Here is a 23,454-nt window from a genome sequence, read left to right as displayed (position 1 = left end):
GCCCTGAGGCGCCAGGCGCACAGCCGGGGCAACGCCGCCGGCGGGAGGCGGCCCGGAACGAGTCTGGGCGATGGTCCCGGTGTTCATCGGGCCGGTGCCGGCGACCACCGGCATCGCGCCTTCGACCAGCTGCACCGCTTCGCAGGTCAGGACGCGATCTTGATCATCGGACAGCGCGGCCGCCTCGCCGGTCGATCCGGCCACCACTACGCCCTGCACGCCACCGCGCAGCTGCAGGTTCAGCAGGCCGCGCCAGGCATCCTGGTCGAGCGTGCCAGCGCCGGAAAACGGCGTGGCCAGGGCGGTGATGCATCCGGGAAGGGACAAACGAAGCGCCTGTAAGGAGTAATACGCACGCAAATGCCACGTACCGGCGGCGATGTTACTTGCGGCGCGAAAGGACGGGCAAGTATGCTGGCCGCGCATCACAGGCCCCGTCCCGGGCGCCATTCAGACTCGCTGTAATGCCGGAAGCCCCTTTGACCGACTCCACGCCCCGGCCCTCGCCGAACGAAAACCACCTCCTGATCAACGCCTATACGACCCATCCGGAGTCGCCTTTGCTGGGAGTGACGCGTCGCATCGCCGATTCGGGCTGCAACCTGGTCGATGCGCGCCTGTCCACGGTGGGTCGCGACGTCTCGGTGACCGCACTGGCCACCGGTTCATGGGATGCGGTGGCCAAGCTGGAAGCGATGATGGCCCGGCTTGAGCGCGAGGAAGGCCTGAAACTGGTCTGGTACCGCACCGGGCCCAAGGTGGTGCAGTCCAACCTGCTGCCCTACATCGTCGAGGTGGTGGCCGCCGACAAGCCCGGCATCCTGTTCCAGCTGGCCGATTTCTTCGACCGCCAGGGCATCACCATCGAGAACCTGCAGTCCACCCGCTACCGCGCGATGCAGACCGGTGCGGAGATGTTCTCCGCGCAGGTGACCATCGGTGTGCCGGCCAACATGCACATCGCCGCGCTGCGCGATGATTTCCTCGAATTCTGCGACCATCTGAACCTGGACGCGATCATGGACCCGATGAAGTTCTGAAGATGACGGCAACCGCAAAAGCGCTTCCGAAGTCCACCCTGAAACTGCCGCTGGCCCTGTCCGGCGGCACCTCGACGACCCTCGCAGAACACGCCGGCCACTGGCTGGTGCTGTACTTCTACCCCAAGGACAGCACCCCGGGCTGCACCACCGAGGGCCTGGAGTTCAACGCGCTGCTGCCGCAATTTGAGGCGCTGGATGCCCGCGTGCTGGGTGTATCGCGCGATTCGGTCAAGTCGCACGACAACTTCTGCGCCAGGCAGGGATTCAACTTCCCGCTGGTCAGCGACACTGACCAAGCGCTGTGCCAGGCCTTCGAGGTGATCAAGGAAAAGAACATGTACGGGCGCCAGGTGCTGGGCATCGAGCGCAGCACCTTCCTGATCTCGCCCGAGTCGGGCATCGTGGCGCAGTGGCGCAAGGTCAAGGTCCCCGGCCACGCCCAGGCCGTGCTCGACGCGCTCAAGGCCGCCCAGTCCCAGTGACCTTTACCGTTTGTCTTTACTTCCACCACCCCGCCACGCGGGCTGTGGTGGCCTGCTGCTGTCCGCCCAACAGGAAATGTCGATGACCCGAAGCAAGCGCATCTACGTGCTGGACACCAACGTGCTGATGCACGACCCGACCGCGCTGTTCAAGTTCGAAGAGCACGACGTGTTCCTGCCCATGCAGGTGATCGAGGAACTGGACAATGCCAAGAAGGGCATGTCCGAAGTCAGTCGCAACGCGCGCCAGGTCAGCCGCTTCCTCAACGAGCTGATCGTCGGCGCCGATGCGGCGCGCATTTCCCTGGGCATCACCCTGCTCCACCCCAAGAGCCTGAACCTCAGGCAGCCCGGCCAGATCGGCCAGCTGCACTTCCAGCTCAAGGCGGTCGATCCGGGCCTGACCTTCGGCGCGATCGCGCCGGACAACAAGATCCTGGCCGCGGTGCTGCAGCTGCAGGAGGAACATCCCGGCACGCCGGTGATCCTGGTGTCCAAGGACATCAACCTGCGGATCAAGGCCTCGATCAGCGGCATCGTCGCCGAGGACTACGAAAACGACCGCGCGCTGGACGATTTCAGCCTGCTCTACACCGGCGCCACCGCGCTGCCGGAGGATTTCTGGCACCGCCACCAGAGCGACCTGAAATCCTGGAGCGACAAGAGCGGACGCACCAGCTACGAAGTGGTCATGGCCGATGAGGAGGACTGGTTCCCCAACCAGTACCTGTACATGCCGGGCGAGGACGAAGTAGAACTGCGCGTGGCCAGGGTCAACGCCGACGGCCGGGCCACGCTGACCCTGGTCGATGACTTCCGCAGCGGCCAGCACGCGGTGTGGGGCATCAGTGCGCGCAACCGCGAGCAGAATTTCGCGCTCAATGCACTGATGGACCCGGAAATCGACTTCGTCAGCCTGCTCGGCACCGCCGGCACCGGCAAGACGCTGCTGGCGCTGGCCGCCGGCCTGGCCCAGACCATGGACCAGCAGCGCTACCGCGAGATCATCATGACCCGCGCCACGGTCAGCGTCGGCGAGGACATCGGCTTCCTGCCCGGGACCGAGGAAGAAAAGATGACCCCGTGGATGGGCGCGCTGACCGACAACCTGGAAGTGCTCACCCACAACCAGGAGGGCGGCGCCTGGGGCCGCCAGGCGACCAACGACCTGCTGGCCAGCCGGATCAAGATCCGCTCGATGAACTTCATGCGCGGGCGCACGTTCCTCTCGCGCTACCTGATCCTGGACGAGGCCCAGAACCTCACGCCCAAGCAGATGAAGACCCTGATCACCCGTGCCGGCCCGGGCACCAAGATCGTGTGCCTGGGCAACGTGGAGCAGATCGACACCCCGTACCTGACCGAGACCACCTCGGGCCTGACCTACGCGGTGGACCGCTTCAAGGCCTGGGCGCACAGCGCGCACATCACCCTGCGTCGTGGCGAGCGTTCGCGCCTGGCCGACTACGCCTCGGAAGTGCTGTGATCCCGGGCGCACGCCTGCACCGGAGAGCGCTGCAAGGCCTGCGCTGCGGCGTGCTTTCGCCTGGCACACCACGCGCATGACGGACGTGGCTGCTGGCCAGTCACCATTGCGCGCGGCCGATGGCCATGCGTGGACACTGCTGTATCGCATTCCCGCGCGGCCGCGTGCCAGCGTGCTGTGGGTGCCGGCGCTGGGCGTGGCCGCCAGGCATTACCTGCCCCTGGCCGATACGCTGGCGGGGTTGGGCGTGGCGGTGTTCGTGCATGAAGCGCGCGGGCACGGCAGCAGCAGCTGGCGTGCAGCGCGACGCTGCGACTGGGGCTATCGCGAACAGTTGCAACTGGATCTGCCGTTGAGCCTGCGGGCGATGGGCGATGCGGTGGATGTGCCCCATCGGATCGTCGGCGGGCACAGCCTGGGCGGCCAGCTGGCGTGCTGCCTGGCCGCGTTGGCGCCTGCGCAGTTGGATGCCCTGTGGCTGGTGGCCAGCGGCACGCCGTACTGGCGGTGTTTTCCTGGCCCACGCGGCCTGCTGCTACCGATGGCCTATCGCTTCATGCGCTGGCTGGCCCGGCGCAATGGCGCGCTGCCGGGGCGCAGGATCGGCTTCGGCGGCAACGAGGCGCGTGGCCTGATCGAGGACTGGTCGCGCGTGGGCCTGTGCGGCCGCTACGCCGGCCGTGGCATGCAGATCGACCTGGAACAGGCCCTCTCGCGCCTGGCACTGCCGGTGCGCAGCGTGGTGCTGGCGCGGGACTGGCTGGCGCCTGCCCGTTCGCTGCAGGGCCTGACCGACAAGTTCGCCATCACCGTCGAACCGCCGGTGATCCTGGACGCACGCGCCCTGGGCGTCAGGGCCGATCACTTTGCGTGGATGCGCCAGCCACAGGCAGTGGCTGAAGCACTGGCCGCTTGCCTGCCCTGAGGGACCTCGGCTTGCCCCGCACGCGCAGCCATCGCGCCGGATGAACGGCAATGCGATGCTATGGCACCTGGCCCTGAGCCAGTCCAGCAGGAAATCCGCATCGATGCCGCAGACCAACGCCAGTCCCAGGATCGCCATCATCGGGCTTGGCTATGTGGGGCTGCCGCTGGCCGTGGCCTTCGGCCGGCAATATGAAACGGTCGGCTTCGACATCAGCGCTGCACGCGTGCGCGCCTTGCAGGCCCGCCAGGACCACACGCTGGAAATCTCACCCGAGCAATGGAAGGCGGCTGGACGCCTCACCTGCACCGACGATGCCGCCCACCTGGCCGGCTGCGAGGTGTTCATCGTCGCCGTGCCCACGCCGGTGGACGACTACAAGCGCCCGGACCTGGGGGCGCTGGAAGCAGCCAGCCGCACCGTCGGCCGCGCCATCGGCCCCGGCGGCCTGGCGATCTTCGAATCCACGGTCTATCCCGGTGCCACCGAAGAGATCTGCGTGCCGATCATCCAGGCCGAATCCGGGCTGGTGTTCAACCGCGATTTCCACGCCGGCTACAGCCCCGAACGCATCAACCCCGGCGATCGCGAACACCGCCTGGAAACCATCGTCAAGGTGACCTCCGGCTCCACGCCCGAAGCGGCCGCGCGCGTGGATGCGCTGTACCGCAGCATCGTCCAGGCAGGCACCCACCGCGCGCCCAGCATCCGGGTGGCCGAAGCGGCCAAGGTCATCGAGAACACCCAGCGCGACGTCAACATCGCCCTGGTCAACGAACTGGCCCTGCTGTTCCACCGCCTCGGCATCGACACCGGCGAGGTCCTCGAGGCGGCCGGCACCAAGTGGAACTTCCTGCGCTTCAAGCCGGGCCTGGTCGGCGGCCACTGCATCGGCGTGGATCCGTATTACCTGACCCACAAGGCGCAACATGTGGGCCACCATCCGGAAGTGATCCTGGCCGGGCGCCGCATCAACGATGGCATGGGCGCGCACGTGGCCCAGCGCACCATCAAGCTGATGGCCAGGCGCGGGCAGCCGATTTCCGGGGCGCGGGCACTGGTGCTGGGCCTGGCCTTCAAGCAGGACTGTCCGGACCTGCGCAACACCAGGGTGATCGACATCGTCCAGGAATTGCAGCAGTACAACGTGTCGGTGGACGTGCACGACCCCTGGGTCGACGCGGACCAGGCCAGGCACGAATATGGCCTGGACCTGGTCCAAACGCCCGCACCCGGCCACTACGACGCGGTGATCCTGGCCGTGGCCCATCGCCAGTTCATCGCGCTCGGTGGCGCCGGGGTGCGCGCCTTCGCCAAACCCTGCGGCACCTTGTTCGACGTGCAGCGCGTGCTGTCGCGCGAAGACGTCGACGACCGCCTCTGACCTGCCGCCTCCTGTTCGAATGCGAGAGAGCCTTCCATGAAAATCCTGGTCACCGGCGCGGCCGGCTTCATCGGCGCACGATTGAGCCAACGCCTGCTCGAGCGCGGCGATACCGTCCTTGGTTACGACAACCTCAACGACTACTACGACCCGTCGCTGAAGGAGGCCCGCCTGCACCGCCTGCAGGGACAGCCCGGCTTTGCGATGGTGCGCGGCGGGCTGGAAGATCGCGCCGCGCTCGAAGCGGCCTTCGACGGCTTCGCCCCGCAGCGCGTGGTCAACCTGGCCGCACAGGCCGGCGTGCGCTATTCGCTGCAGAACCCGCACGCCTACATCCAGAGCAACATCGTGGGCTTCATGAATGTCCTGGAAGCCTGCCGGCATCGCGGCGTGGAGCACCTGGTCTATGCCTCGTCCAGCTCGGTGTATGGCGGCAACCGCAAGCTGCCCTTCGCGGTGGAAGACAGCGTCGACCATCCCTTGAGCCTGTACGCGGCCAGCAAGAAGGCCAACGAGCTGATGGCCCACACCTACAGCCACCTCTATCGCCTGCCGACCACCGGCCTGCGTTTCTTTACCGTGTACGGGCCGTGGGGCCGCCCGGACATGGCCCTGTTCCAGTTCACCCAGCGGATCCTGGCGGGCGAGCCCATCGAGCTGTTCAACAACGGCCAGCACACGCGCGACTTCACCTACATCGACGACATCGTCGAAGGCGTGATCCGCACGCTTGACCACGTCCCGGGCCCCGACCCGAACTACGACCCGCGCGCGCCCAATCCGGCCACTTCAGACGCGCCGTATCGGGTCTACAACATCGGCAACAACGCGCCGGTACAGCTGCTGGACTACATCGAAGTGCTCGAAGATGCGCTGGGGCGCAAGGCGCAGCGTCGCCTGCTGCCGCTGCAACCCGGTGACGTGCCGGACACCTTTGCCGACGTCAGTGCCCTGCAGCGCGATGTGGGCTACGCCCCTTCCACGCCGATCCAGACCGGCATTGTGCGTTTTGTCCAGTGGTATCGCACGTACTACAAGGTCTGAGCACGACAAGCTGCGCGGCCTGCCTGGCCACCGTTCGCGCTGCGGGGCGCCACCGCGCAGGTTGACTGGCGGACCGGAGGCTTTGATGGGAACCGGCCGAAAAAGAGGTTGACGAAAAGGACCTTCGTCACCATAATTTCGCTCCTCGCAAGGCGCCCGTAGCTCAGCTGGATAGAGTACCTGGCTACGAACCAGGCGGTCGGGAGTTCGAATCTCTCCGGGCGCACCATGCGATCAAGACAAAAAGGCCAGCATCGAATGCTGGCTTTTTTGTTGCCCGGTTTTTTTGGCCGCGATGGCACGTGGGCGCCAGCACGCGTCGCTGACGCGCAGATGGCCGCGTCACTGCTGCACCAAATCCTCGGCGCACCGATCCACATCAGCGAACACATGACCTGCCCACGCCTGGCCTTGAATTGCAAAAAACCCGCCAAAAAAGGCGGGTTTTTGCTTGGCGGAGTGGGAGGGATTCGAACCCTCGATAGAGCTTTTGACCCTATACTCCCTTAGCAGGGGAGCCCCTTCAGCCGCTCGGGCACCACTCCAGGCAACGCTGCTGACGTATGCCTACGCAGCAGCCGGCAAGGATACCGGCTGAAGGTGCGCACGGCAAACGAAAATCGTCAGTTCGAGGAATTGTTGTCGGCGTGCTCAGCCGAACCGGCCTCTTCGCCACGCTGGATGCGCTGGTAGATCTCTTCGCGGTGCACGGCAACATCCTTGGGCGCGGTGATGCCAATGCGCACCTGGTTGCCTTTCACGCCGAGGACGGTGACTGAGACCGAATCTCCGATCATCAGGGTTTCGCCGACACGGCGGGTCAAAATCAACATTTCATTTCTCCGTAATCCGGCTAGCCTAAAGCCGGCAGAAGCGTTTGGCATCGGTAGTTGCCAAAACACTTCCAGATAGGTTCATGGACGTGAAACATGGTAGCGGCCAGCCATGCCGGGCCGCAAGGCTTGAAGGTCGATCAGGCGGCGAGCCGTTGTGCCACCCAAGTCCTGATTCCCTCCAACGCCGAGGCAAGGGCAGGTCCATCCTCGCCGCCCCCCTGGGCCAGGTCCGGGCGACCGCCGCCCTTGCCTCCGATCTGACCGGCCACGTGGCTGAGCAGTTCCCCGGCCTTGACTCGGCCCATCGCGCTGCCATTCACGCCGGCCACCAGCGCGGCCTTGCCGGCATCGGTCCCGGCCAGCACGATCACCGCATCGCCCAGCTGCTGCTTGAGACGGTCCATCGCCTCGCGCAAGGCCCTGGCATCGAAGCCCTCCAGGCGCACGGCCAGGACCTTGATCCCATCCAGGTCGGTGGCCTGACCGGCCAGCTCGGCGGTTGCGCCCGCGGCAGCCTTGGCCTTGAAGCTTTCCAGCTCGCGTTCGAGTTTCCTCTGGCGCTCGACCAACTGGCGGATCCTGTCAGCCACCTCGGTGGGATGGCCGCCCAGCAGCGCGGCGGCCTCGGCCAGGCGCTGCTCTTCGGCATCCACGTAGTCCAGTGCGCCCTGGCCGGTCACGGCCTCGATCCGGCGCACGCCGGCGGAGACGCCGCTTTCGCTGACGATCTTGAACAGGCCGATGTCGCCGGTGCGCTGCACGTGGGTGCCGCCGCACAGTTCGGTGGAGGTCTCGCCCATGCGCAGCACGCGCACGTGTTCGCCGTACTTTTCGCCGAACAGGGCCATGGCGCCGAATTCCAGCGCCTCCTGCATGCCCATGTGGTGGATCTCGACGGCGTGGTTGCGACGGATCTCGGCGTTGACCCGGCGTTCGACCTCGGCAAGCTCGCTGGCCGACACCGGCTGGAAATGCGAGAAGTCAAAACGCAGCCGATCTGGCGCCACCAGCGAGCCCTTCTGCTGCACATGGGTGCCCAGCAGCGAGCGCAGCGCCGCGTGCAGCAGGTGGGTGGCCGAGTGGTTGAGGATGGTCGCGCCACGGCGCTGCGCGTCGGCGGTGGCCGAGAGCACGTCGCCGACCGCCAGCACGCCCTGGCTCACCCGGCCGACATGGCCATGGAACTGTCCGGCCAGCTTCAGCGTGTCGCTCACCTCGAAGCGGCCGCGTTCCCCTTCCAGAACCCCGGTATCGCCCACCTGGCCGCCGGACTCGGCATAGAACGGGGTGCGCGCCAGCAGCACCACGCCGGACTCGCCCGCTTCCAGGCGCTGGACCGGGCGGCCGTCGCGCAACAGTGCGACCACGGGCAGGTCCTGGGCCTGCAGACAGTCGTAGCCCAGGAATTCGGTCGGCCTGAGCTGGGCCACCAGCTCGGCCGGCAGGCCGGTGCCGGACGCAAACCGACCGGCGGCGCGCGCGGTCTGGCGCTGCTGCGCCATGGCCTCGTCAAACCCGGCCAGGTCCACCTCCATGCCCCGCTCGCGCGCGATGTCGGCGGTCAGGTCGACCGGGAAGCCATAGGTGTCGTACAGGCGGAATGCGTCCACGCCCGGGATGGTCTTGCCCTTAGCGCGCGCGGCCACCTCCTCGAAGATGCGCATGCCGGCGTCCAGCGTCTCGGCAAAGCGCTCTTCCTCGGCCTTGAGTGCGCGCTCGACCAGGTCCTGCCTGGCCGGCAGCTCGGGATAGGCATCGCCCATCAGCGCCGACAAGGTCGGGACCAGTTGGAAGAAGAACGGCTGGCGCACGCCCAGCATCCAGCCATGGCGCAAGGCGCGGCGGATGATCCGGCGCAGCACGTAGCCGCGGCCTTCATTGGATGGCAGCACGCCGTCGACGATCAGGAACGCGCAGGCCCGAATGTGGTCGGCGATCACCCGCAGCGACTTGTTTTCAAGGTCGGTGGTGGCGGTCAGGCGCGCGGCGTCCTTGATCAGGGTCTGGAACAGGTCGATCTCGTAGTTGCTGTGCACGTGCTGCAGCACCGCCACCAGCCGCTCCAGGCCCATGCCGGTATCCACGCATGGCGCCGGCAGCGGCACCAGGGTGCCGTCGGGCTGGCGGTCAAACTGCATGAACACCAGGTTCCAGATCTCGATGAAGCGGTCGCCATCCTCATCGGGCGAGCCCGGCGGGCCACCGGCGATGTCCGCGCCGTGGTCGTAGAAGATCTCGGTGCACGGGCCGCACGGGCCGGTGTCGGCCATCTGCCAGAAGTTGTCCGAAGCGAACGGCGCGCCCTTGTTGTCGCCGATCCGCACGATCCGCTCGGCCGGGATGCCGATCATCTCGTGCCACAGCGCGTAGGCCTCCTCGTCGGTGTGGTAGACGGTGACCAGCAGGCGCTCGGCCGGCAGCTTCCAGACCTGGGTCAACAGTTCCCACGCCCAGGCGATCGCGTCCTTCTTGAAGTAGTCGCCGAAGGACCAGTTGCCCAGCATTTCGAAGAAGGTGTGGTGACGCGCGGTGTAGCCCACCTGGTCAAGGTCGTTGTGCTTGCCGCCGGCACGCAGGCAGCGTTGCACGTCGGCCGCGCGCACATAGCTGCGCTTCTCCGCGCCCAGGAACACGTCCTTGAACTGGACCATGCCCGAATTGGTGAACAGCAACGTGGGATCGTTGCCTGGCACCAGCGGCGCCGACGGCACGATGGTGTGGCCCTTGCCGCGAAAAAAGTCGAGAAAGTCCTGGCGGACCTGGTTGCTGCTGAAGGTGGGGGCGGTCATGTGGAAGCTTGCGTTGGGCGAGCGGCTGGCAAAACGGGCCGCGATCCCCTTACATGCGGATGCAGCCAGTCCCGGACAACCTTGAGCCGCAAAGGGTAACAAACCCCATGCCCTCAGTCGTCCGGTTGCCCGCGCAGCACTGCCCGCACGGTCGGGCCGTCGAAGCCACGCCGCATCAGCAGGTCGGCCGCCTTGCGCTGGCCGGTCAGTTCCCGCGGGCCGTCGGCGCCGAACCGGCGCGCGACCAGATCCTGGGCCAGCGCGCGCCAGTCACCTTCAAACGTTGCCATGGCCGCCGCGACCTGGGCCGCGTCCAGGCCGTGGGTTTCCAGTTCGAGCTGGATGTAGCGCGGCCCGTAGCCGGAACCGGCGCGGCTGCGGACCAGCAGCTCGGCAAAGCGCGCGTCGTCCTGCCAGCCCTCCCCTGCCAGGCGCGAGACCGCCGCCGCGGCCGCCTCGCCGTCCACTCCGCGCGCGGTCAGTTTGCCGATGAGCTCCTTGCGCGAGTGTTCGCGCCGGACCAGCAGCGACAGGGCGCGCTGGAGCGGAGTCGGCTCGGGCCTGCGCCGGCGCCGGCCTTCCGCCGCGGCGTCTTGCCCAGGCGCAGCGGTGGGGTCAGGGTCTTCCATTGCGGCCCTCCAGCCGGCCGGGACCGAAATCCCTGGCCGGAAAACAAGACCGGAGGCGGCACCCTCGCGGGCCCATCCTCCCGGCATGCCCTGCACCACCCAGGGCGGCGCCGCCACTGACCGCAGCGCCGACCCGCGTGGCAGCGATGAGCTCAGTCGACATCGACCTCGTCGTTCTCACGGGCCGCCACTTCGGCCGGCTGGAACTTCTCGCGCAGCTCGGCCTCCAGCCTGGCGGCCACGGCCGGATTTTCGCGCAGGTAGGTGCGGGCATTGTCCTTGCCCTGGCCAATGCGCTCGTCGCCGTAGCTGTACCAGGCGCCGGCCTTGTCGACCAGCTTGGCCTCCACGCCCATGTCGATCAGCTCGCCTTCGCGGCTGATGCCTTCGCCGTACAGGATCTCGGTGACGACCTGCTTGAACGGGGGCGCCATCTTGTTCTTGACGACCTTGATGCGGGTCTGGTTGCCGATGATCTCATCGCCCTTCTTGATCGCGCCGATGCGGCGGATGTCCAGGCGCACCGAGGCGTAGAACTTCAGCGCGTTGCCGCCGGTGGTCACTTCCGGGCTCTGGCCCGGCATCATCACGCCGATCTTCATGCGCAGCTGGTTGATGAAGATCACCAGGGTGTTGGAGCGCTTGATGTTGCCGGTCAGCTTGCGCAGCGCCTGGCTCATCAGCCGGGCCTGCAGGCCCGGCAGCTGGTCGCCCATCTCGCCTTCGATCTCGGCCTTGGGGGTCAGCGCGGCGACCGAGTCGATGACCACGATGTCCACCGAGTTGGAGCGCACCAGCATGTCGGCGATCTCCAGCGCCTGCTCGCCGGTGTCGGGCTGGGACAGCAGCAGGTCGTCGACGTTGACGCCCAGCTTGCCCGCGTAGATCGGATCCAGCGCATGCTCGGCGTCGATGAAGGCCGCGGTGCCGCCCAGCTTCTGGCACTGCGCGATGGCCTGCAGGGTCAGGGTGGTCTTGCCCGAGGACTCCGGCCCGTAGACCTCGACCACGCGGCCCTTGGGCAGGCCGCCGATGCCCAGTGCGATGTCCAGCATCAGCGAACCGGTCGGGATGACTTCGGCCGCCTCGATCACGCGATCGCCCATGCGCATCACCGAGCCCTTGCCGAACTGGCGTTCGATCTGGGTCAGGGCGGCAGCCAGGGCGCGCTTCTTGTTCTCGTCCATTTTCGGTGTCCTCAAAGGGGTGGTGATCTGTTGGGAAGCAATCTAGGGGTAGGTGATCGCACGGACTGAGACCGGCGCGACCCCCTGTAAAAATGCGTCAGCCGGGGTGGAACGGACAGCAGGCAAGCACGCGGCGTGGCGTCGGAAAAATCCGCAATCGCCCGTGCGGTTCATCGGTTGGGCCGCACCAGCCCGCAGTACAGGCCTTCGATGGCGAAGTCCTGGCCCGGCTTGACCTCGATCGGGGAATAGTCGGGGTTGCGCGGCAGCAGGCGGATCGAATCGCGGCCAATCTTGAGCAGCTTGACGGTGATCTCTTCATCGATGCGCGCCACCACGATCTGGCCGCTGCGCGCATCGCCGGTGCGGTGCACCCCGATCAGGTCGCCATCGAAGATGCCCTCGTCCCGCATCGAGTCGCCCTTGACCTTGAGCAGGTAATCCGGCGAGGGCGAGAACAACACCCGGTCCAGCACCACGTAGGCGTGGTGGTCGGCGTCGGCCCCGATCGGCGTGCCGGCGGCGACCCGGCCCAGCACCGGCAGGCGCAGCGCGGAGGAGTCATTGGCCGCGGCGAAGTTCATCGAGGCCTGCACCGGCGGTGGCGCGTGCAGGACCCGGATGCCGCGCGCCCGGCCGGGCCTGCGCTCGATGGCGCCGGCTGCTTCCAGCGCCTCCAGGTGGTATTGCGCAGCGCGCACGCCCTTGAAGCCGAAGGCCCTGGCGATCTCGGCCTGCGAGGGCGGCATGCCTTCGGCTTCGATGCGCTCGGCAATGTGGGCCAGGATTGCCTGCTGGGTAGCGGTGAGGTCCATGATTAGTATTAATACTACTAACGCGGCCAGCTCGCAAGTCCGGCAAGCACACGCTGGAACCCATCTGCACGACCCTCGAAGGCCAGCCCGGCGACCTGCTCCCATCCCGGCCGGATCGGAATTCCTCAAGTCCCCGCGCTACCCGCCTCGCGCCCGCCACCACGGCCGCCGCAGGCGCGAGAACAGCCGCTTCAGCGCCTGCCGCTGCGCAGGATCCAGACCAGCAGCACCACTCCGCACAGCCCCGCGCCGATGAAGCCGCCCAGTCCCAGGACAGTGCGGAAGCGGCTGGCCACCCCGCCGCTGTCGATGACGATGGACGAGCCGACGATCAGGGCCGCGGTGATGATGCCCATGGTCAGCCGGTTGACCGCGTGGGCGACCTGGTTGCCGAATGGCCGCAGGCTGGTCACTTCCAGCTTGAACTTGCCCTGCCCGTAGCGGCGCAGCATCCGCCGCAGTTCGCGCGGCAGGTCTTCCAGCAGGTCCAGCGAACCGGCCAGGGCGCGTTGGCCGCGCTTGGCCAGGCGGCGCGGCGAATAGCGCTGCAGCATCGCCCGCTCCAGGAACGGGCGCGCCTCGCTGGCCATGTCGAAGTCCGGGTCGAGCAGCCGGCCCAGCCCCTCCAGGGTCAGGAAGGCCTTGATCATCAGCGCCAGGTCGCCCGGCAGCACCAGTGCGTGCTGGCGCAGCAGCGCCGACACGCCCAGCAGCATCCGGCCCATGTGCAGGTCCTTCAACGCCAGGCCGCGGTACTGGTCGATCATCTCGTCGATGTCGGCCTGCAGCCGCGCTTCGTCGACCTCGGCCTGGCCGGCCCAGTCGATCAGGATGTCGGCCACGTCCTCCGGCCGCTGCGCCACCAGTCCGTACAGCAGGCGCGCGACCTGCCCGCGCCGCTGCGCGTTGACGTGGCCGACCATGCCGAAGTCGATCACCGCGATGCGCCCGTCGGGCAGGTAGAAAATGTTGCCGGGATGCGGATCGGCGTGGAACAGGCCGTCCTCGAGCACCATCTTCAGCACGATGTTGGCGCCGCTGCGCGCCAGCTGGGCCCGATCCAGGCCGGCGGCCTCGACCGCGGCGATGTCCGCGCCGGGGATGGCGCCGACGAACTCCTGCACGTTCAGCCGCTCGCTGGTCAACGGCCAGACCACCGCAGGCACCACGATTTCCGGGTGGCCGGCGAAATTGGCCGCGATGCGCTCGGCGTTGCGGCATTCGGCGGCGAAGTCCAGCTCGTTGCGCAGCGACGCGGTGAACTGGCGCACCACCTCGACCGGGTGGTAGCGACGCAGATCCGGGGCACGCGCTTCGGCGATGTCGGCCAGCCGCGCCAGCAGGCGCAGGTCGGCCTCGACCACCTCGCGGATGCCCGGCCTGCGGATCTTCAGCACCAGCGCGGTGCCGTCGGCCAGCCAGGCGCGGTGGGTCTGGGCCAGCGAGGCGGCCGCCAGCGGCACGGTGTCGATGCGCGCGAAGATGTCCTCCGGTTCGCAGCCCAGGTCCTGGCGCACCTGCGGCCGGAGCAGTTCGAAATCCAGCGCCGGGACGTTGTTCTGCAGCTGGCCCAGTTCGCGCAGGTATTCCGGCGGCAGCAGGTCCACGCGGGTGGACAGGATCTGGCCGAACTTGATGAAGGTCGGGCCCAGGTCCTGCAGGGTGCGGCGCAGGCGTTCGGGCGTGGGCATGGTCAGGTACTGGTCGGCATGCTCCATGCGCAGCAGCCGGCCCGCCTTTTCCAGCGCGCCGGTCATGCCCACGCGCGCGGCCACATCGCCGAACCCGTAGCGCAGCAGCACCACGGCGATCTCCTGGATCCGGCCCAGGTCGCGCACGCTGCTCAGCGTGTCCCACAGCGAACCGTGCCCGGACCCGCTCACAGCATCGACTCCAGGCCTTGCAGGGCCGCGGCCACGGTCTGGCGGCGCACCGCGTCGCGATCGCCGTCGAACCGGAAGACCTGGGCGCGGGCGTAGCCGCCGCGGCGTTTCCAGCCGATCCAGACGGTGCCGACCGGCTTGTCTTCGCTGCCGCCGCCCGGCCCGGCGATGCCGGTCACCGCCACCGCAACGCTGGCCCCGGAATTGACCAGCGCGCCGGAGACCATTTCGATCGCGGTCTCGCGGCTGACCGCGCCAAAGGTCTCCAGGGTCTGCGGGCGCACTCCCAGCAGCGCCTGCTTGGCCTCGTAGCTGTAGGCCACCATGCCGCAGTCGAACCAGACCGAGGACCCGGCGATGTCGGTCATGGCCTTGGCGATCCAGCCGCCGGTACAGCTTTCGGCGGTGACCAGCATGTCGCGCTGGGCGCGCAGCTGCTGGCCGACGGAGATGGCCAGTTGTTCGAGTTCGGCATCAGTGGGCGGCATCGGTGAGGCGCTTGCGGTAAGGGACTGCCGTGAGTATCCCAGATCGGGCCGCGGCGACCTGCTGGGCGGCCGTCGTGCAGTGCGGCGTGCTTCCTGCTTGTAAACGATTACATTGCGTCCCCGGCGCCGCCGTGGGGCGGCCAAACAGGCTCTGAAGGGGAGCAAGATGACACCAGGCGGAATCACGCGCCGGCAGCTGCTGGTGGCCACCGGCGCGGCCACCCTGCTCTCGCAGCTGCCAATGGGCCTGGCCCTGGGCCGCGACGCGGGCAAGGTGCCGGCCTTCATCGACACCCTCATCGGCAAGATGACCCTGCAGGAGAAAGCCGGCCAGCTGACCCTGTTCAGCTCGGCCAGCCAGAACGGCGCGGCCGCCGCGGCCAACCCGGTCACTTTCACCGGCGCGGTGTCCGTGCAGATCGCCGCAGCCATCGCCGGCCAGCTCACCGGCGTGTTCAACAGTTCCAACGTGCTCTGGCACGAGCGCCTGCAAAAGGCGGCGATGCAGAGCCGGCTGAAGATCCCGATGATCTTCGCCGCCGACGTGATCCATGGCTTCACCACGGTCTTTCCGGTGCCGCTGGGCGAATCGGCCAGCTTCGAGCCGGAGCTGGCCCGGCGCACCGCACGCGCGGCGGCGATGGAAGCGGCCTCGGTCGGCATCGACTGGACCTTCGCGCCGATGGTGGACATCGCCCGCGACGCGCGCTGGGGCCGCGGGGTGGAAGGCAGTGGCGAGGACGTGCTGCTGGGCCGGCGCATGGCCGCCGCGCGCGTGCAGGGCTTCCAGGGCGAGCGCGGCCTGGCCGATCCGGAGGCGGTGGCCGCCTGTCCCAAGCATTTCTGCGCCTATGGCGCGGCCGAGGGCGGCCTGGACTACAACACCACCGACGTGTCCGAGCGGGTGCTGCGGCAGACCTATTTCCCGCCGTTCCAGGCCGGGTTCGAGGCCGGCGCACTGACCACGATGGCCGCGTTCAACGAGATCTCCGGGATCCCGGCCACGGCCAACAAGTGGCTGCTGGACGATGTGCTGCGCGGCCAATGGGATTTCCGCGGCGTGGTGGTGTCCGATTACACCGGCGATGAGGAGCTGATCGCGCATGGTTTTGCCCGCGATGGCCGCGACGCGGCGCGCCTGGCGATCCTGGCCGGTGTCGACATGAGCATGCAGAGCGGCCTGTACCTCAAGCACCTGCCCGACCTGGTGGAAAGCGGCGAGGTGCCGTTGGCGGTGGTGGATGCCTCGGTGCGCCGGGTGCTGCAGCTCAAGGCGCAGCTGGGGCTGTTCGACGATCCGTTCCGCCGGATCAGGCCGTCGGCGCCCTCGCGCCAGCGCCTGCCCGAAACCCTGGCCCTGGCGCGCGAAGCGGCGCGCAAGTCGGTGGTGCTGCTCAAGAACGACAACCAGGTCCTGCCGCTGCGCGCCGGCGGCCAGCGCATCGCCCTGATCGGTCCGCTGGCCCAGGACTGGGACAGTACCAAGGGGCCGTGGACGCTGTTCGGCGGCGACGATTCGTCCAGCGACCTGGCCAGCGGCCTGAAGCAGGCCATGGCCGATCCGACCCAGCTGAGCGTGGTGGCCGGCTGCGGCTACCAAGGCCCGCTGCCCGGCGGCATCGAGGACGCGGTCAACGCGGCCAATGCCGCCGATGTGGTGATCATGGCCATCGGCGAGTCGCGCGACCACTCGGGCGAGGCGCGTTCGCGTACCTCGATCACCGTGCCGCAGCCGCAGCTGGACCTGCTGGACGCGGTGGCCGCCACCGGCAAGCCGGTCGTGGTAGTGCTCGGCAACGGCCGCGCGCTGGCGCTGGGCGAGCTGCTGCCCAAAGCGCAGGCGGTGCTGGTCGGCTGGTACCTGGGGTCGGCCTCGGGCCTGGGGCTGGCCGATGTGCTGTTTGGCGCGTACGGCCCGTCCGCGCGTCTGCCGGTGAGCTTCCCGCGCGAATCGGGTCAGGTGCCCTACTACTACGACCACAAGATCACCGGCCGGCCCGATCCGCATCCGGAGAAGCTGAGCGCGTTCAAGACCCGATACATGACCACGCCGAACGCGGCGCTGTTTCCGTTCGGTTTCGGCCTGACCTATGGCCGGATCGAATACGGCGGGCTGGACATCGGCGACGGCAGGCTCACCGTCGAGGGCACGCTGGCCATTCGCGCCACCGTGCACAACCGCGGCACGCGCGCGGCCGAGGAAGTGGTCCAGCTCTACATCCACGATCGTGCGGCCAGCATCACCCGCCCCGTGCAGGAGCTGAAGGACTTCCGCAAGGTCGCACTGGCGCCCGGTGCCAGCACGCAAGTGCACTTCACCCTGCGCCGCGCCGACCTGTTGTTCATCGGCCAGGACCTGAAGCCCACCGTCGAGCCGGGCACCTTCGACCTGTGGGTCGCCCCGTCGGCCGAAGTGGATGGCCTGCACGCCACCTTCGAACTGCTGGCTTGATTGGCCTGGTGCGCCCAGTGCCCACCCCATCGGCCGGGCTGCCGGCCACCCCCTCAGGACTTCAATGGCAGCGCCAGCACGCAGACGCTGCCTGCGGCCGAGCTTTCGATCGAGAGCCTGCCGCCCAGCCGCTTGGCGATGGCTTGCGCCAGCGGCAAACCCAGGCCATGGCCTTCGACCGAACCGTGTCGCCAGAACCGGCGCGTGGCCAGCTCCGGGTCCATTCCGGGACCCTGGTCGCTGACCGCGATGTGCACGGTGGCGTCGACCCGCGTGACCTCGACCCGCACCGGCCCATCCGAATACTTGAGCGCGTTGTCCACCAGGTTCGCCAGGGCCAGCGTCCACAGCGCTGCGCGCCCCGGGATGTGCAGCATCGCCAGCCCTGGATGTACCTGAAGCGCCACCCGTGCGCTGCCGGCTTCACTGCCGTCCAGGGCGGTGCTCAACAGGGTCTGCAGGCGCAGCGGTTCGGCATCGTCCGGCAGCGGCTCGCTGGCATCGAGCCTGGCCAGCAACAGCAGGTCCTCGATGATCGCGCGCATGCGCAGGGCCCCCTGCCGGGCGTCGTCGAGTGCTTCGCGTCCGCGCGGGCCGGCGTCGAGCCGGGCGACCTGCAGATGGGTATCGATCACCGTCAGCGGGGTGCGCAGCTCGTGCGCTGCGCTGCTGGCAAAGGCGCGCTCACGTTCGAAGGCACGCGCATCGCGCTCGAAGCTCTCGTTGAGCACCCCGGCCAGGGCCGCCAGTTCGGTGGGCATGCCCGCCGTCGGCAAGACGGTCGGCTGGGCTGAACTGCGCCCGGCGATGCGCTGGCTCATCAGCCTGAGCGGGGCCAATCCACGCCCCAGGCCCCACCACAGCAGTCCCAATCCGCCCAGACCGGCGATTGCAAACGGCAGCCCCGCCACCAGCGCGACATGCCGCGCCAGCGCGTCGCGTTCGCCCATCCGGTCGGCCGTGCTGATCACCAGGCCGTCCCTGACCAGGGTATAGGTCCGCCAGCGCACGCCACCGGCCATGGCCATGCCGTAGCCGGGGATGCCGCGACCGAGTCCGTCCTGGGGCGCATTGGCCGTGGTGGCCAATATCTCGCCACGCAGCGAACGCACCTGGCAGGCGACCGCCTGTTGGGGCGGGATGGTGACCGGGCCCGATACCAGCCGGCGTCCCGAGGCAAGCGGAACGCCCATGTTGCCGACCAGGCCGGCCACCATTTCGGCCGACATCGCCAGCCGCCGGTCCAGGGCCTGGCCGATGCTGCGGTCCAGGTCATGCAACATCCACGCAGCCGAGGCCGACCACAGCAGCGCCAGGGCCACGCCGATGCCCAGGGTCAGGCGCAGGGTCAGGCTGCGGGGAAGCCACTTCACGGCCGGTGTCCGAGGCGATAGCCGAGCCCGCGCACGGTCACCACCACGTCCTTCCACAGCTTGCGGCGCAGATGATGGATGTGCACGTTGATCGTGTTGCTCTCCACATCGTCATCAAATCCATACAGCTCGCCCTTGAGCTGCTCTGCGCTCAGACAGCGTCCATTGGCCTGCATGAGCGCAGCCAGCAGGTGGCTTTCGCGCCGCGACAATGCGATTTCACGACCATCCAGGCTGGCCCAGCCGCTGGCCGGCTCCAGTCGCAGCCCGGCATGCTCGATGACCTGCGCGGCGCGGCCGGCCTTGCGGCGCTGCAGGGCATGCAGCCTGGCCGCCAGTTCGCCCAGGTCGAATGGCTTGCCCATGTAATCGTCCGCGCCGGCCTCCAGTCCAACGATCCGCTCCGGGGTCTCGCCGCGGGCCGACAACACCAGCACCGCCGCCTGCTCGCCGCGCTGCCTGAGACGGCGCAGCAGCAACAGGCCATCCTCATCGGGCAGGCCCAGGTCCAGCACGATGACCTCGTGGGTGGCGCTGGCCAGCGCGGCCTCGGCCTCGGCCGCGCTGGCCACGTGATCGACCGTGATCGCCGCTGCCGCGAGCCCGGCCACGATCCCCTTGGCGATGAGCAGGTTGTCCTCGACAAGCAGGATGCGCATGCATGATCTCCGGCAATGGGCGCCAGACTGTAGCGCGCCACGCCGCGCCGTTTCGCCGCTTAAGACTGGCTTAATCGCACCCGGGCAGCATGGAGCCGGTTCCTCCACCGGAAGCTTGCCCTTGCCTCACACCGTTGTCCGCCTGGCGTTGGCCACCGCGCTGTCCTTGACTGCGATATACCTTGAGCCCGCCGCCCAGGCCCGGCCCTGGGCCGGCGAGCCGACCTACCTGCCTGCCGCGCAGGTCGTGGAATTCCAGGTGGAGGCCGCCGACCCTGGCCACTTGCGCGTGGAACTGGAGATCGCGCAAGGCTACTACCTGTACCGGGACCAGTTTGCCGCGAGCGATGCCAGCGGGCGCGCACTGGCGCTGACGCTGCCGCCGGGAACAGCACGCCACGATGCCAGCTATGGCGACACCAGGGTCTACGAAGGCCGGCAGACGCTGACCATCGAAACGCCTGCGCAGCCCGAGATCAGCCTGCGCTGGCAGGGTTGCGCCAAAGGTGGAATCTGCTATCCGCCGCAGACCCACACCCTGCGCGTGCCGACCGGGTCCAGCCGCACTCCCGCGGACGCCCTCCAGCCCGCCTCGTCTCCTGCGGCAGCCACGCCCGCATCGATGCCGGTTGCGGGGCCGCCGTCGGCGGCGGGCGCCGCGCAGACCCAGACCAATGGCGGTCCGATGGCCGCCCAGGACCAGTCGCTGGCCGCACGCCTGCGCCAGGCACCCTTGCCGCTGTCACTGGCGTTGTTCTTCGGCATGGGGCTGCTCCTGGCGTTCACGCCCTGCTCGCTGCCGATGCTGCCAATCGTCTCCAGCCTTGTGGTGGGACGGCAACGCAGCATGCGCCGGACCGCGCTGCTGGCCGGCACCTATGTGCTGGCCATGGCGCTCACCTACGCGCTGCTGGGGGTGATCGCCGGCCTGGCTGGCGCCGGCCTTCAGGCCTCGCTGCAGCACCCGCTGATCCTGTCGGCTTTCGCAGGCGTGTTCGTGATCCTGGCATTGTCGCTGTTCGGTGCGTTCGAACTGCAGCTTCCGGCGTCGCTCTCGCGGCGGCTGGATGGCCTGGGCCGCAACAGTCAGGCGGGCAAGGTGGCCGGCGCGGCGGTCCTGGGGGTGCTGTCGGCGGCGCTCGTCGGCCCCTGCATGACCGCTCCGCTCGCCGGGGCGCTGCTTTTCCTCGGCCAGAGCGGTAGCGCGATGGTCGGTGGCGCCGCGTTGTTTGCGCTGGGGTTGGGAATGGGACTGCCGCTGATCCTGGTGGCCACGCTGGGGGCGCGGGTGTTGCCGCGGCCCGGCCCCTGGATGGATGTGATTCGCGTGGCCTTTGGGGCAGTGATGCTGGCCTTGGCCATTTCGATGCTGGCACGCTTTGTTGATCCGGCCAGCGTGCAGGCGCTGTGGGGCGCCTGGCTCCTGCTGGTGGCCGTGCTGCTGGTGGCGCGTGAGCAGGCTGGCGCCAGCAGGGGCCTGCGTCGCTGGGCCCCGCGCTACCTGGCGGGCATCTGCCTGCTGTGCGGCGTATCGCTGCTGGTGGGTGCCCTGGCCGGAAACAGCGATCCGCTGCGCCCGCTCCAGGTGTTTGCAGGGACCGCCGACAGCACGCCGTCCAGCCAGGCAGGTGCACCGCTGCGGTTCGAGGAGCCGGCCGATGTCACCGCCCTGGATCAGGCGGTTGCCGAAGCCGGCAAGCGGGCACAGTGGACACTGGTGGATGTCTATGCCGACTGGTGCGTGAGCTGCAAGGTGATCGAGCGTGAAGTCTTCGGCGACCCACGCGTGCAGGCGCGCCTTGCCACGGTGACCCTGCTGCGGCCTGACGTGACCGAGAACGATGCCAAGGATCAGGCGCTGATGTCGCGCCATGGCATCGCCGGCCCGCCGACATTGATGCTGATCGGCCCCGACGGGCACGAGCGCAGGCAGCTGCGCATGGTGGGCGAGACCAGCGCCGAGGACTTCCTCGCGCGCCTGGACGCAGCCGGTGTCGGCCGATGATCAGCCTGGGCCCGCTGCCGATCATGGCGATCCTGGCGCTGGCCTGCTGCGGCATCGCGCTGGGGCTGGTGAAGTGGCAGCTGCGCCGCCAGGCGCCTCCCGTCCCCCGGCGTGGCGCCGACGTCGCCTTCTGGATGCTGCTGTGGCTGTTGCTGGCGGCGCGGGCGGGCTTCGTGCTGACCCGCATGGACAGCTACGCCAGCGACCCGCTCTCGCTGCTGCGCTTCGCCGACGGCGGCTTCAGCCTGCCCTGGGGGATCGCGGCGGCGCTGCTGTACGGCGGCTGGGCGACCCGGAGCCAGCGGCGGCTGCGCGCGCCGCTGCTGGTGTCGATGTCTGCAGCGCTTGCGCTGTGGTGGGTCGGCGGCTGGGCGATCAGCGCGGCGCAGCGCGAAGCGATCGTGCTGCCGGAGGTCGCGCTGCAGACCCTCGATGGCCGACCGACCACGCTCGCCGCCCACCGCGGCAAGCCCATCGTGCTGAACCTGTGGGCCACCTGGTGCCCCCCCTGCCGTCGCGAAATGCCGGTCCTGGCTCGCGCACAGGCCAGCCAGTCGCACGCCCAGATCCTGCTGGTCAACCAGGGGGAAGACCAGGCGACCATCAGCCACTACCTGCAGACCCAGGGCCTGCAGGTCCGCGATGTCTATCTCGATCCGGGCATGCACAGCATGAAGGCCGCAGGGACACAGGGACTGCCCACCACGCTGTTCTTCGACGCCAACGGCCGGCTGGTCGACGCCCACATGGGCGAGATCACCGCCCCGGTGCTGCAGGACAAGCTTTCCCTTCTTGATTGACACCCTACCTACCCAAGTGGAGCCACCGCATGCGTTTTGACCTTCGCCGTAGCCTGATTGCCATGTCCATGGCGCTCCCGATGGGATGCGCCAACAGCACGCCGGGCCAGGCCGACCAGGGCGCCGACGCAAAGCCGGCCGCATCGCAACAGGACCAGCCGGCGGTGATCAAGGCGCTGGAGCAGCAGGGGCTGGAGATCCAGGGGCGCTTCGACGCGCCCTCGGGCCTGCGCGGCTACGCAGGATCGGCCGGCGGGCGTCCGATCTCGGTCTACCTGACCTCCGATGGCAAGTACGCACTGGTTGGCACGCTCATCGATGCCCAGGGCAACGACGTGGGCGCCGAAGCGCTGCGCAAGCTGGTGTCCGGACCGGCCGGGCAAAAGATGTGGGAGCAGCTGGAGCACAGCACGGTGGTGGTGGACGGACAAGCGGACGCGGCCCGGATCGTCTACACCTTCACCGATCCCAATTGCCCGTATTGCAACGCCTTCTGGCGCGCCTCGCGGCCCTGGGTGGAATCGGGCAAGGTGCAGCTGCGGCACGTGTTGGTCGGCATCATCAAGCAGGACAGCCCGACCAAGGCCGCCGCGATCCTGCAGGCCAGCTCGCCCGCCCAGGCGCTGACCTACAACGAGGAGCACCACGACCAGGGTGGCATCAAGCCGGCGGCTTCGGTTTCGCCGGAGGTGGCCAAGACCCTGCAGCAGAACCTCATGCTGATGACCGCGCTGGGCTTCCAGGGCACGCCGGCCATCGTCTTCAAGGACGCGCAGGGCCAGGTGCAGACCCGCTCGGGCATGCCGCAGGGCGCAGACCTGGAGAACGTCCTGGGCCCGAAATGAGCCCGGCTCAGGCGTGGATGTAGTGCCAGCCCGCCTGTTGCAGGCGGGCGATGGCCAGCACCGCGCCTTCTTCGAGCACGCGCAGCGGGGCAGCTGCCTGGCGCTTCAGGCCGCGCAGGGTGTTGGGGCACACCCAGGTCATCGCATCGACCGCCGCGTCAGCCTGGTCGAGCAGGCTGGACACCGCCGCCGCGCCATTGACCACGATCCGTACTTCGACCGCGCGCTCGCCGGCGCCGGCGGCGTTCTTCGCATTGCTGCGCGCACGTTCCAGGCTGGCCGGACTTGAAGCATGCAGCACGATGCGCATGGCAGGATCATTCATGGGT

General features: G+C 68.4%; 20 protein-coding genes, 2 tRNA genes and 1 pseudogene. 11 read left to right on the top strand and 12 right to left on the bottom strand.

Features of this window, described 5'->3' with window-relative positions; genetic code table 11:
* Positions 1–57: 57 nt before the first annotated feature.
* A pseudogene (locus DSC_RS05735) lies at positions 58–327 on the bottom strand (dihydrodipicolinate synthase family protein); the annotation flags it as partial.
* 137 nt (positions 328–464) lie between these two features.
* Between DSC_RS05735 and DSC_RS05730 the strand changes: the two are divergent.
* The 7 genes from DSC_RS05730 (at position 465) to DSC_RS05700 (ending at position 6,593) form a co-directional block, all read left to right on the top strand.
* Positions 465–1,040, top strand: coding sequence for a glycine cleavage system transcriptional repressor (locus DSC_RS05730; protein ID WP_148268094.1), 576 nt, complete (start codon positions 465–467; stop codon positions 1,038–1,040).
* Between the two features lie 2 nt (positions 1,041–1,042).
* A complete protein-coding gene (locus DSC_RS05725) occupies positions 1,043–1,525 on the top strand; it encodes a peroxiredoxin (protein WP_014160193.1) in 483 nt (160 codons plus the stop codon).
* Between the two features lie 82 nt (positions 1,526–1,607).
* Positions 1,608–3,011, top strand: coding sequence for a PhoH family protein (locus DSC_RS05720; RefSeq protein ID WP_014160192.1), 1,404 nt, complete (start codon positions 1,608–1,610; stop codon positions 3,009–3,011).
* Positions 3,012–3,087: 76 nt separating this feature from the next.
* The gene (locus tag DSC_RS05715; protein WP_043290435.1) at positions 3,088–3,936 is read left to right on the top strand and encodes an alpha/beta hydrolase family protein; all 849 of its coding nucleotides are present in this window, start codon (positions 3,088–3,090) and stop codon (positions 3,934–3,936) included.
* Positions 3,937–4,039: 103 nt separating this feature from the next.
* A complete protein-coding gene (locus DSC_RS05710; protein ID WP_014160190.1) occupies positions 4,040–5,320 on the top strand; it encodes a nucleotide sugar dehydrogenase in 1,281 nt (426 codons plus the stop codon).
* A gap of 36 nt (positions 5,321–5,356) precedes the next feature.
* Positions 5,357–6,364 (top strand): NAD-dependent epimerase, encoded by a 1,008-nt coding sequence (locus DSC_RS05705; RefSeq protein ID WP_014160189.1) that lies wholly within the window; start codon positions 5,357–5,359, stop codon positions 6,362–6,364.
* A 152-nt stretch (positions 6,365–6,516) separates the two neighbouring features.
* Positions 6,517–6,593: transfer RNA gene (locus DSC_RS05700), tRNA-Arg, on the top strand.
* 223 nt (positions 6,594–6,816) lie between these two features.
* Here DSC_RS05700 and DSC_RS05695 read toward each other — a convergent pair.
* The 8 genes from DSC_RS05695 to DSC_RS05660 all read right to left on the bottom strand — a co-directional run bounded on the left by DSC_RS05695 (position 6,817) and on the right by DSC_RS05660 (position 14,991).
* Positions 6,817–6,909, bottom strand: a tRNA-Ser gene (locus tag DSC_RS05695).
* 78 nt (positions 6,910–6,987) lie between these two features.
* Positions 6,988–7,197, bottom strand: a complete 210-nt coding sequence (gene csrA / locus DSC_RS05690; RefSeq protein ID WP_014160188.1) for a carbon storage regulator CsrA — start codon at positions 7,195–7,197, stop codon at positions 6,988–6,990.
* Positions 7,198–7,337: 140 nt separating this feature from the next.
* On the bottom strand, positions 7,338–9,989 hold the full coding sequence (gene alaS, locus DSC_RS05685) for an alanine--tRNA ligase (RefSeq protein WP_014160187.1): 2,652 nt from the start codon (positions 9,987–9,989) through the stop codon (positions 7,338–7,340).
* Between the two features lie 113 nt (positions 9,990–10,102).
* Positions 10,103–10,618, bottom strand: a complete 516-nt coding sequence (locus DSC_RS05680; RefSeq protein ID WP_014160186.1) for a regulatory protein RecX — start codon at positions 10,616–10,618, stop codon at positions 10,103–10,105.
* 152 nt (positions 10,619–10,770) lie between these two features.
* Positions 10,771–11,805, bottom strand: a complete 1,035-nt coding sequence (recA, locus tag DSC_RS05675) for a recombinase RecA (protein WP_014160185.1) — start codon at positions 11,803–11,805, stop codon at positions 10,771–10,773.
* 170 nt (positions 11,806–11,975) lie between these two features.
* Positions 11,976–12,620: a transcriptional repressor LexA gene (gene lexA / locus DSC_RS05670; RefSeq protein WP_014160184.1), complete on the bottom strand. Its 645-nt coding sequence runs from the start codon at positions 12,618–12,620 to the stop codon at positions 11,976–11,978.
* 191 nt (positions 12,621–12,811) lie between these two features.
* Complete coding sequence (locus DSC_RS05665; protein ID WP_043291010.1) at positions 12,812–14,479, bottom strand: ABC1 kinase family protein; 1,668 nt, start codon at positions 14,477–14,479, stop codon at positions 12,812–12,814.
* A 20-nt stretch (positions 14,480–14,499) separates the two neighbouring features.
* Complete coding sequence (locus DSC_RS05660) at positions 14,500–14,991, bottom strand: CinA family protein (RefSeq protein ID WP_014160182.1); 492 nt, start codon at positions 14,989–14,991, stop codon at positions 14,500–14,502.
* Between the two features lie 166 nt (positions 14,992–15,157).
* Here DSC_RS05660 and DSC_RS05655 point away from each other — a divergent pair, with 166 nt between their 5' ends.
* Entirely contained in the window at positions 15,158–17,443 is a 2,286-nt protein-coding gene (locus DSC_RS05655; RefSeq protein ID WP_014160181.1) for a glycoside hydrolase family 3 N-terminal domain-containing protein, read from the top strand.
* Positions 17,444–17,496: 53 nt separating this feature from the next.
* Here DSC_RS05655 and DSC_RS05650 read toward each other — a convergent pair whose 3' ends face one another.
* Both DSC_RS05650 and DSC_RS05645 read right to left on the bottom strand, forming a co-directional pair.
* Positions 17,497–18,816 carry a sensor histidine kinase gene (locus tag DSC_RS05650; protein ID WP_014160180.1) on the bottom strand — a complete coding sequence of 440 codons (1,320 nt, stop codon included), beginning with the start codon at positions 18,814–18,816 and terminating at the stop codon, positions 17,497–17,499.
* A complete protein-coding gene (locus DSC_RS05645) occupies positions 18,813–19,475 on the bottom strand; it encodes a response regulator (RefSeq protein WP_014160179.1) in 663 nt (220 codons plus the stop codon). The genes DSC_RS05650 and DSC_RS05645 overlap by 4 nt, the downstream gene beginning before the upstream one ends.
* A 121-nt stretch (positions 19,476–19,596) precedes the next feature.
* Between DSC_RS05645 and dsbD the strand changes: the two genes are divergently transcribed.
* From dsbD to dsbG, 3 genes are all read left to right on the top strand, one after another.
* On the top strand, positions 19,597–21,480 hold the full coding sequence (gene dsbD, locus DSC_RS05640) for a protein-disulfide reductase DsbD (RefSeq protein WP_014160178.1): 1,884 nt from the start codon (positions 19,597–19,599) through the stop codon (positions 21,478–21,480).
* A complete protein-coding gene (locus DSC_RS05635) occupies positions 21,477–22,280 on the top strand; it encodes a TlpA disulfide reductase family protein (RefSeq protein WP_014160177.1) in 804 nt (267 codons plus the stop codon). Before dsbD ends, DSC_RS05635 begins: the two co-directional genes overlap by 4 nt.
* A gap of 62 nt (positions 22,281–22,342) precedes the next feature.
* Positions 22,343–23,125 carry a thiol:disulfide interchange protein DsbG gene (gene dsbG / locus DSC_RS05630; RefSeq protein ID WP_238527670.1) on the top strand — a complete coding sequence of 261 codons (783 nt, stop codon included), beginning with the start codon at positions 22,343–22,345 and terminating at the stop codon, positions 23,123–23,125.
* A gap of 7 nt (positions 23,126–23,132) precedes the next feature.
* Here the strand turns inward: dsbG and DSC_RS05625 are convergent, their stop codons facing one another.
* The gene (locus tag DSC_RS05625; RefSeq protein WP_043290433.1) at positions 23,133–23,450 is read right to left on the bottom strand and encodes a DsrE family protein; all 318 of its coding nucleotides are present in this window, start codon (positions 23,448–23,450) and stop codon (positions 23,133–23,135) included.
* Positions 23,451–23,454: the final 4 nt, after the last annotated feature.

This window comes from Pseudoxanthomonas spadix BD-a59 (assembly GCF_000233915.3).
GTDB lineage: Bacteria > Pseudomonadota > Gammaproteobacteria > Xanthomonadales > Xanthomonadaceae > Pseudoxanthomonas_A > Pseudoxanthomonas_A spadix.
This window is presented reverse-complemented; position numbering and strand designations above follow the sequence as displayed.

Coding starts and splice junctions, on each gene's coding strand:
- DSC_RS05730 (WP_148268094.1), top strand. CDS start 465: ATGCCGGAAGCCCCTTTGACCGACTCCACGCCCCGGCCCTCGCCGAAC.
- DSC_RS05725 (WP_014160193.1), top strand. CDS start 1,043: ATGACGGCAACCGCAAAAGCGCTTCCGAAGTCCACCCTGAAACTGCCG.
- DSC_RS05720 (WP_014160192.1), top strand. CDS start 1,608: ATGACCCGAAGCAAGCGCATCTACGTGCTGGACACCAACGTGCTGATG.
- DSC_RS05715 (WP_043290435.1), top strand. CDS start 3,088: ATGACGGACGTGGCTGCTGGCCAGTCACCATTGCGCGCGGCCGATGGC.
- DSC_RS05710 (WP_014160190.1), top strand. CDS start 4,040: ATGCCGCAGACCAACGCCAGTCCCAGGATCGCCATCATCGGGCTTGGC.
- DSC_RS05705 (WP_014160189.1), top strand. CDS start 5,357: ATGAAAATCCTGGTCACCGGCGCGGCCGGCTTCATCGGCGCACGATTG.
- csrA (WP_014160188.1), bottom strand. CDS start 7,197: ATGTTGATTTTGACCCGCCGTGTCGGCGAAACCCTGATGATCGGAGAT.
- alaS (WP_014160187.1), bottom strand. CDS start 9,989: ATGACCGCCCCCACCTTCAGCAGCAACCAGGTCCGCCAGGACTTTCTC.
- DSC_RS05680 (WP_014160186.1), bottom strand. CDS start 10,618: ATGGAAGACCCTGACCCCACCGCTGCGCCTGGGCAAGACGCCGCGGCG.
- recA (WP_014160185.1), bottom strand. CDS start 11,805: ATGGACGAGAACAAGAAGCGCGCCCTGGCTGCCGCCCTGACCCAGATC.
- lexA (WP_014160184.1), bottom strand. CDS start 12,620: ATGGACCTCACCGCTACCCAGCAGGCAATCCTGGCCCACATTGCCGAG.
- DSC_RS05660 (WP_014160182.1), bottom strand. CDS start 14,991: ATGCCGCCCACTGATGCCGAACTCGAACAACTGGCCATCTCCGTCGGC.
- DSC_RS05655 (WP_014160181.1), top strand. CDS start 15,158: ATGACACCAGGCGGAATCACGCGCCGGCAGCTGCTGGTGGCCACCGGC.
- DSC_RS05645 (WP_014160179.1), bottom strand. CDS start 19,475: ATGCGCATCCTGCTTGTCGAGGACAACCTGCTCATCGCCAAGGGGATC.
- DSC_RS05635 (WP_014160177.1), top strand. CDS start 21,477: ATGATCAGCCTGGGCCCGCTGCCGATCATGGCGATCCTGGCGCTGGCC.
- dsbG (WP_238527670.1), top strand. CDS start 22,343: ATGTCCATGGCGCTCCCGATGGGATGCGCCAACAGCACGCCGGGCCAG.
- DSC_RS05625 (WP_043290433.1), bottom strand. CDS start 23,450: ATGAATGATCCTGCCATGCGCATCGTGCTGCATGCTTCAAGTCCGGCC.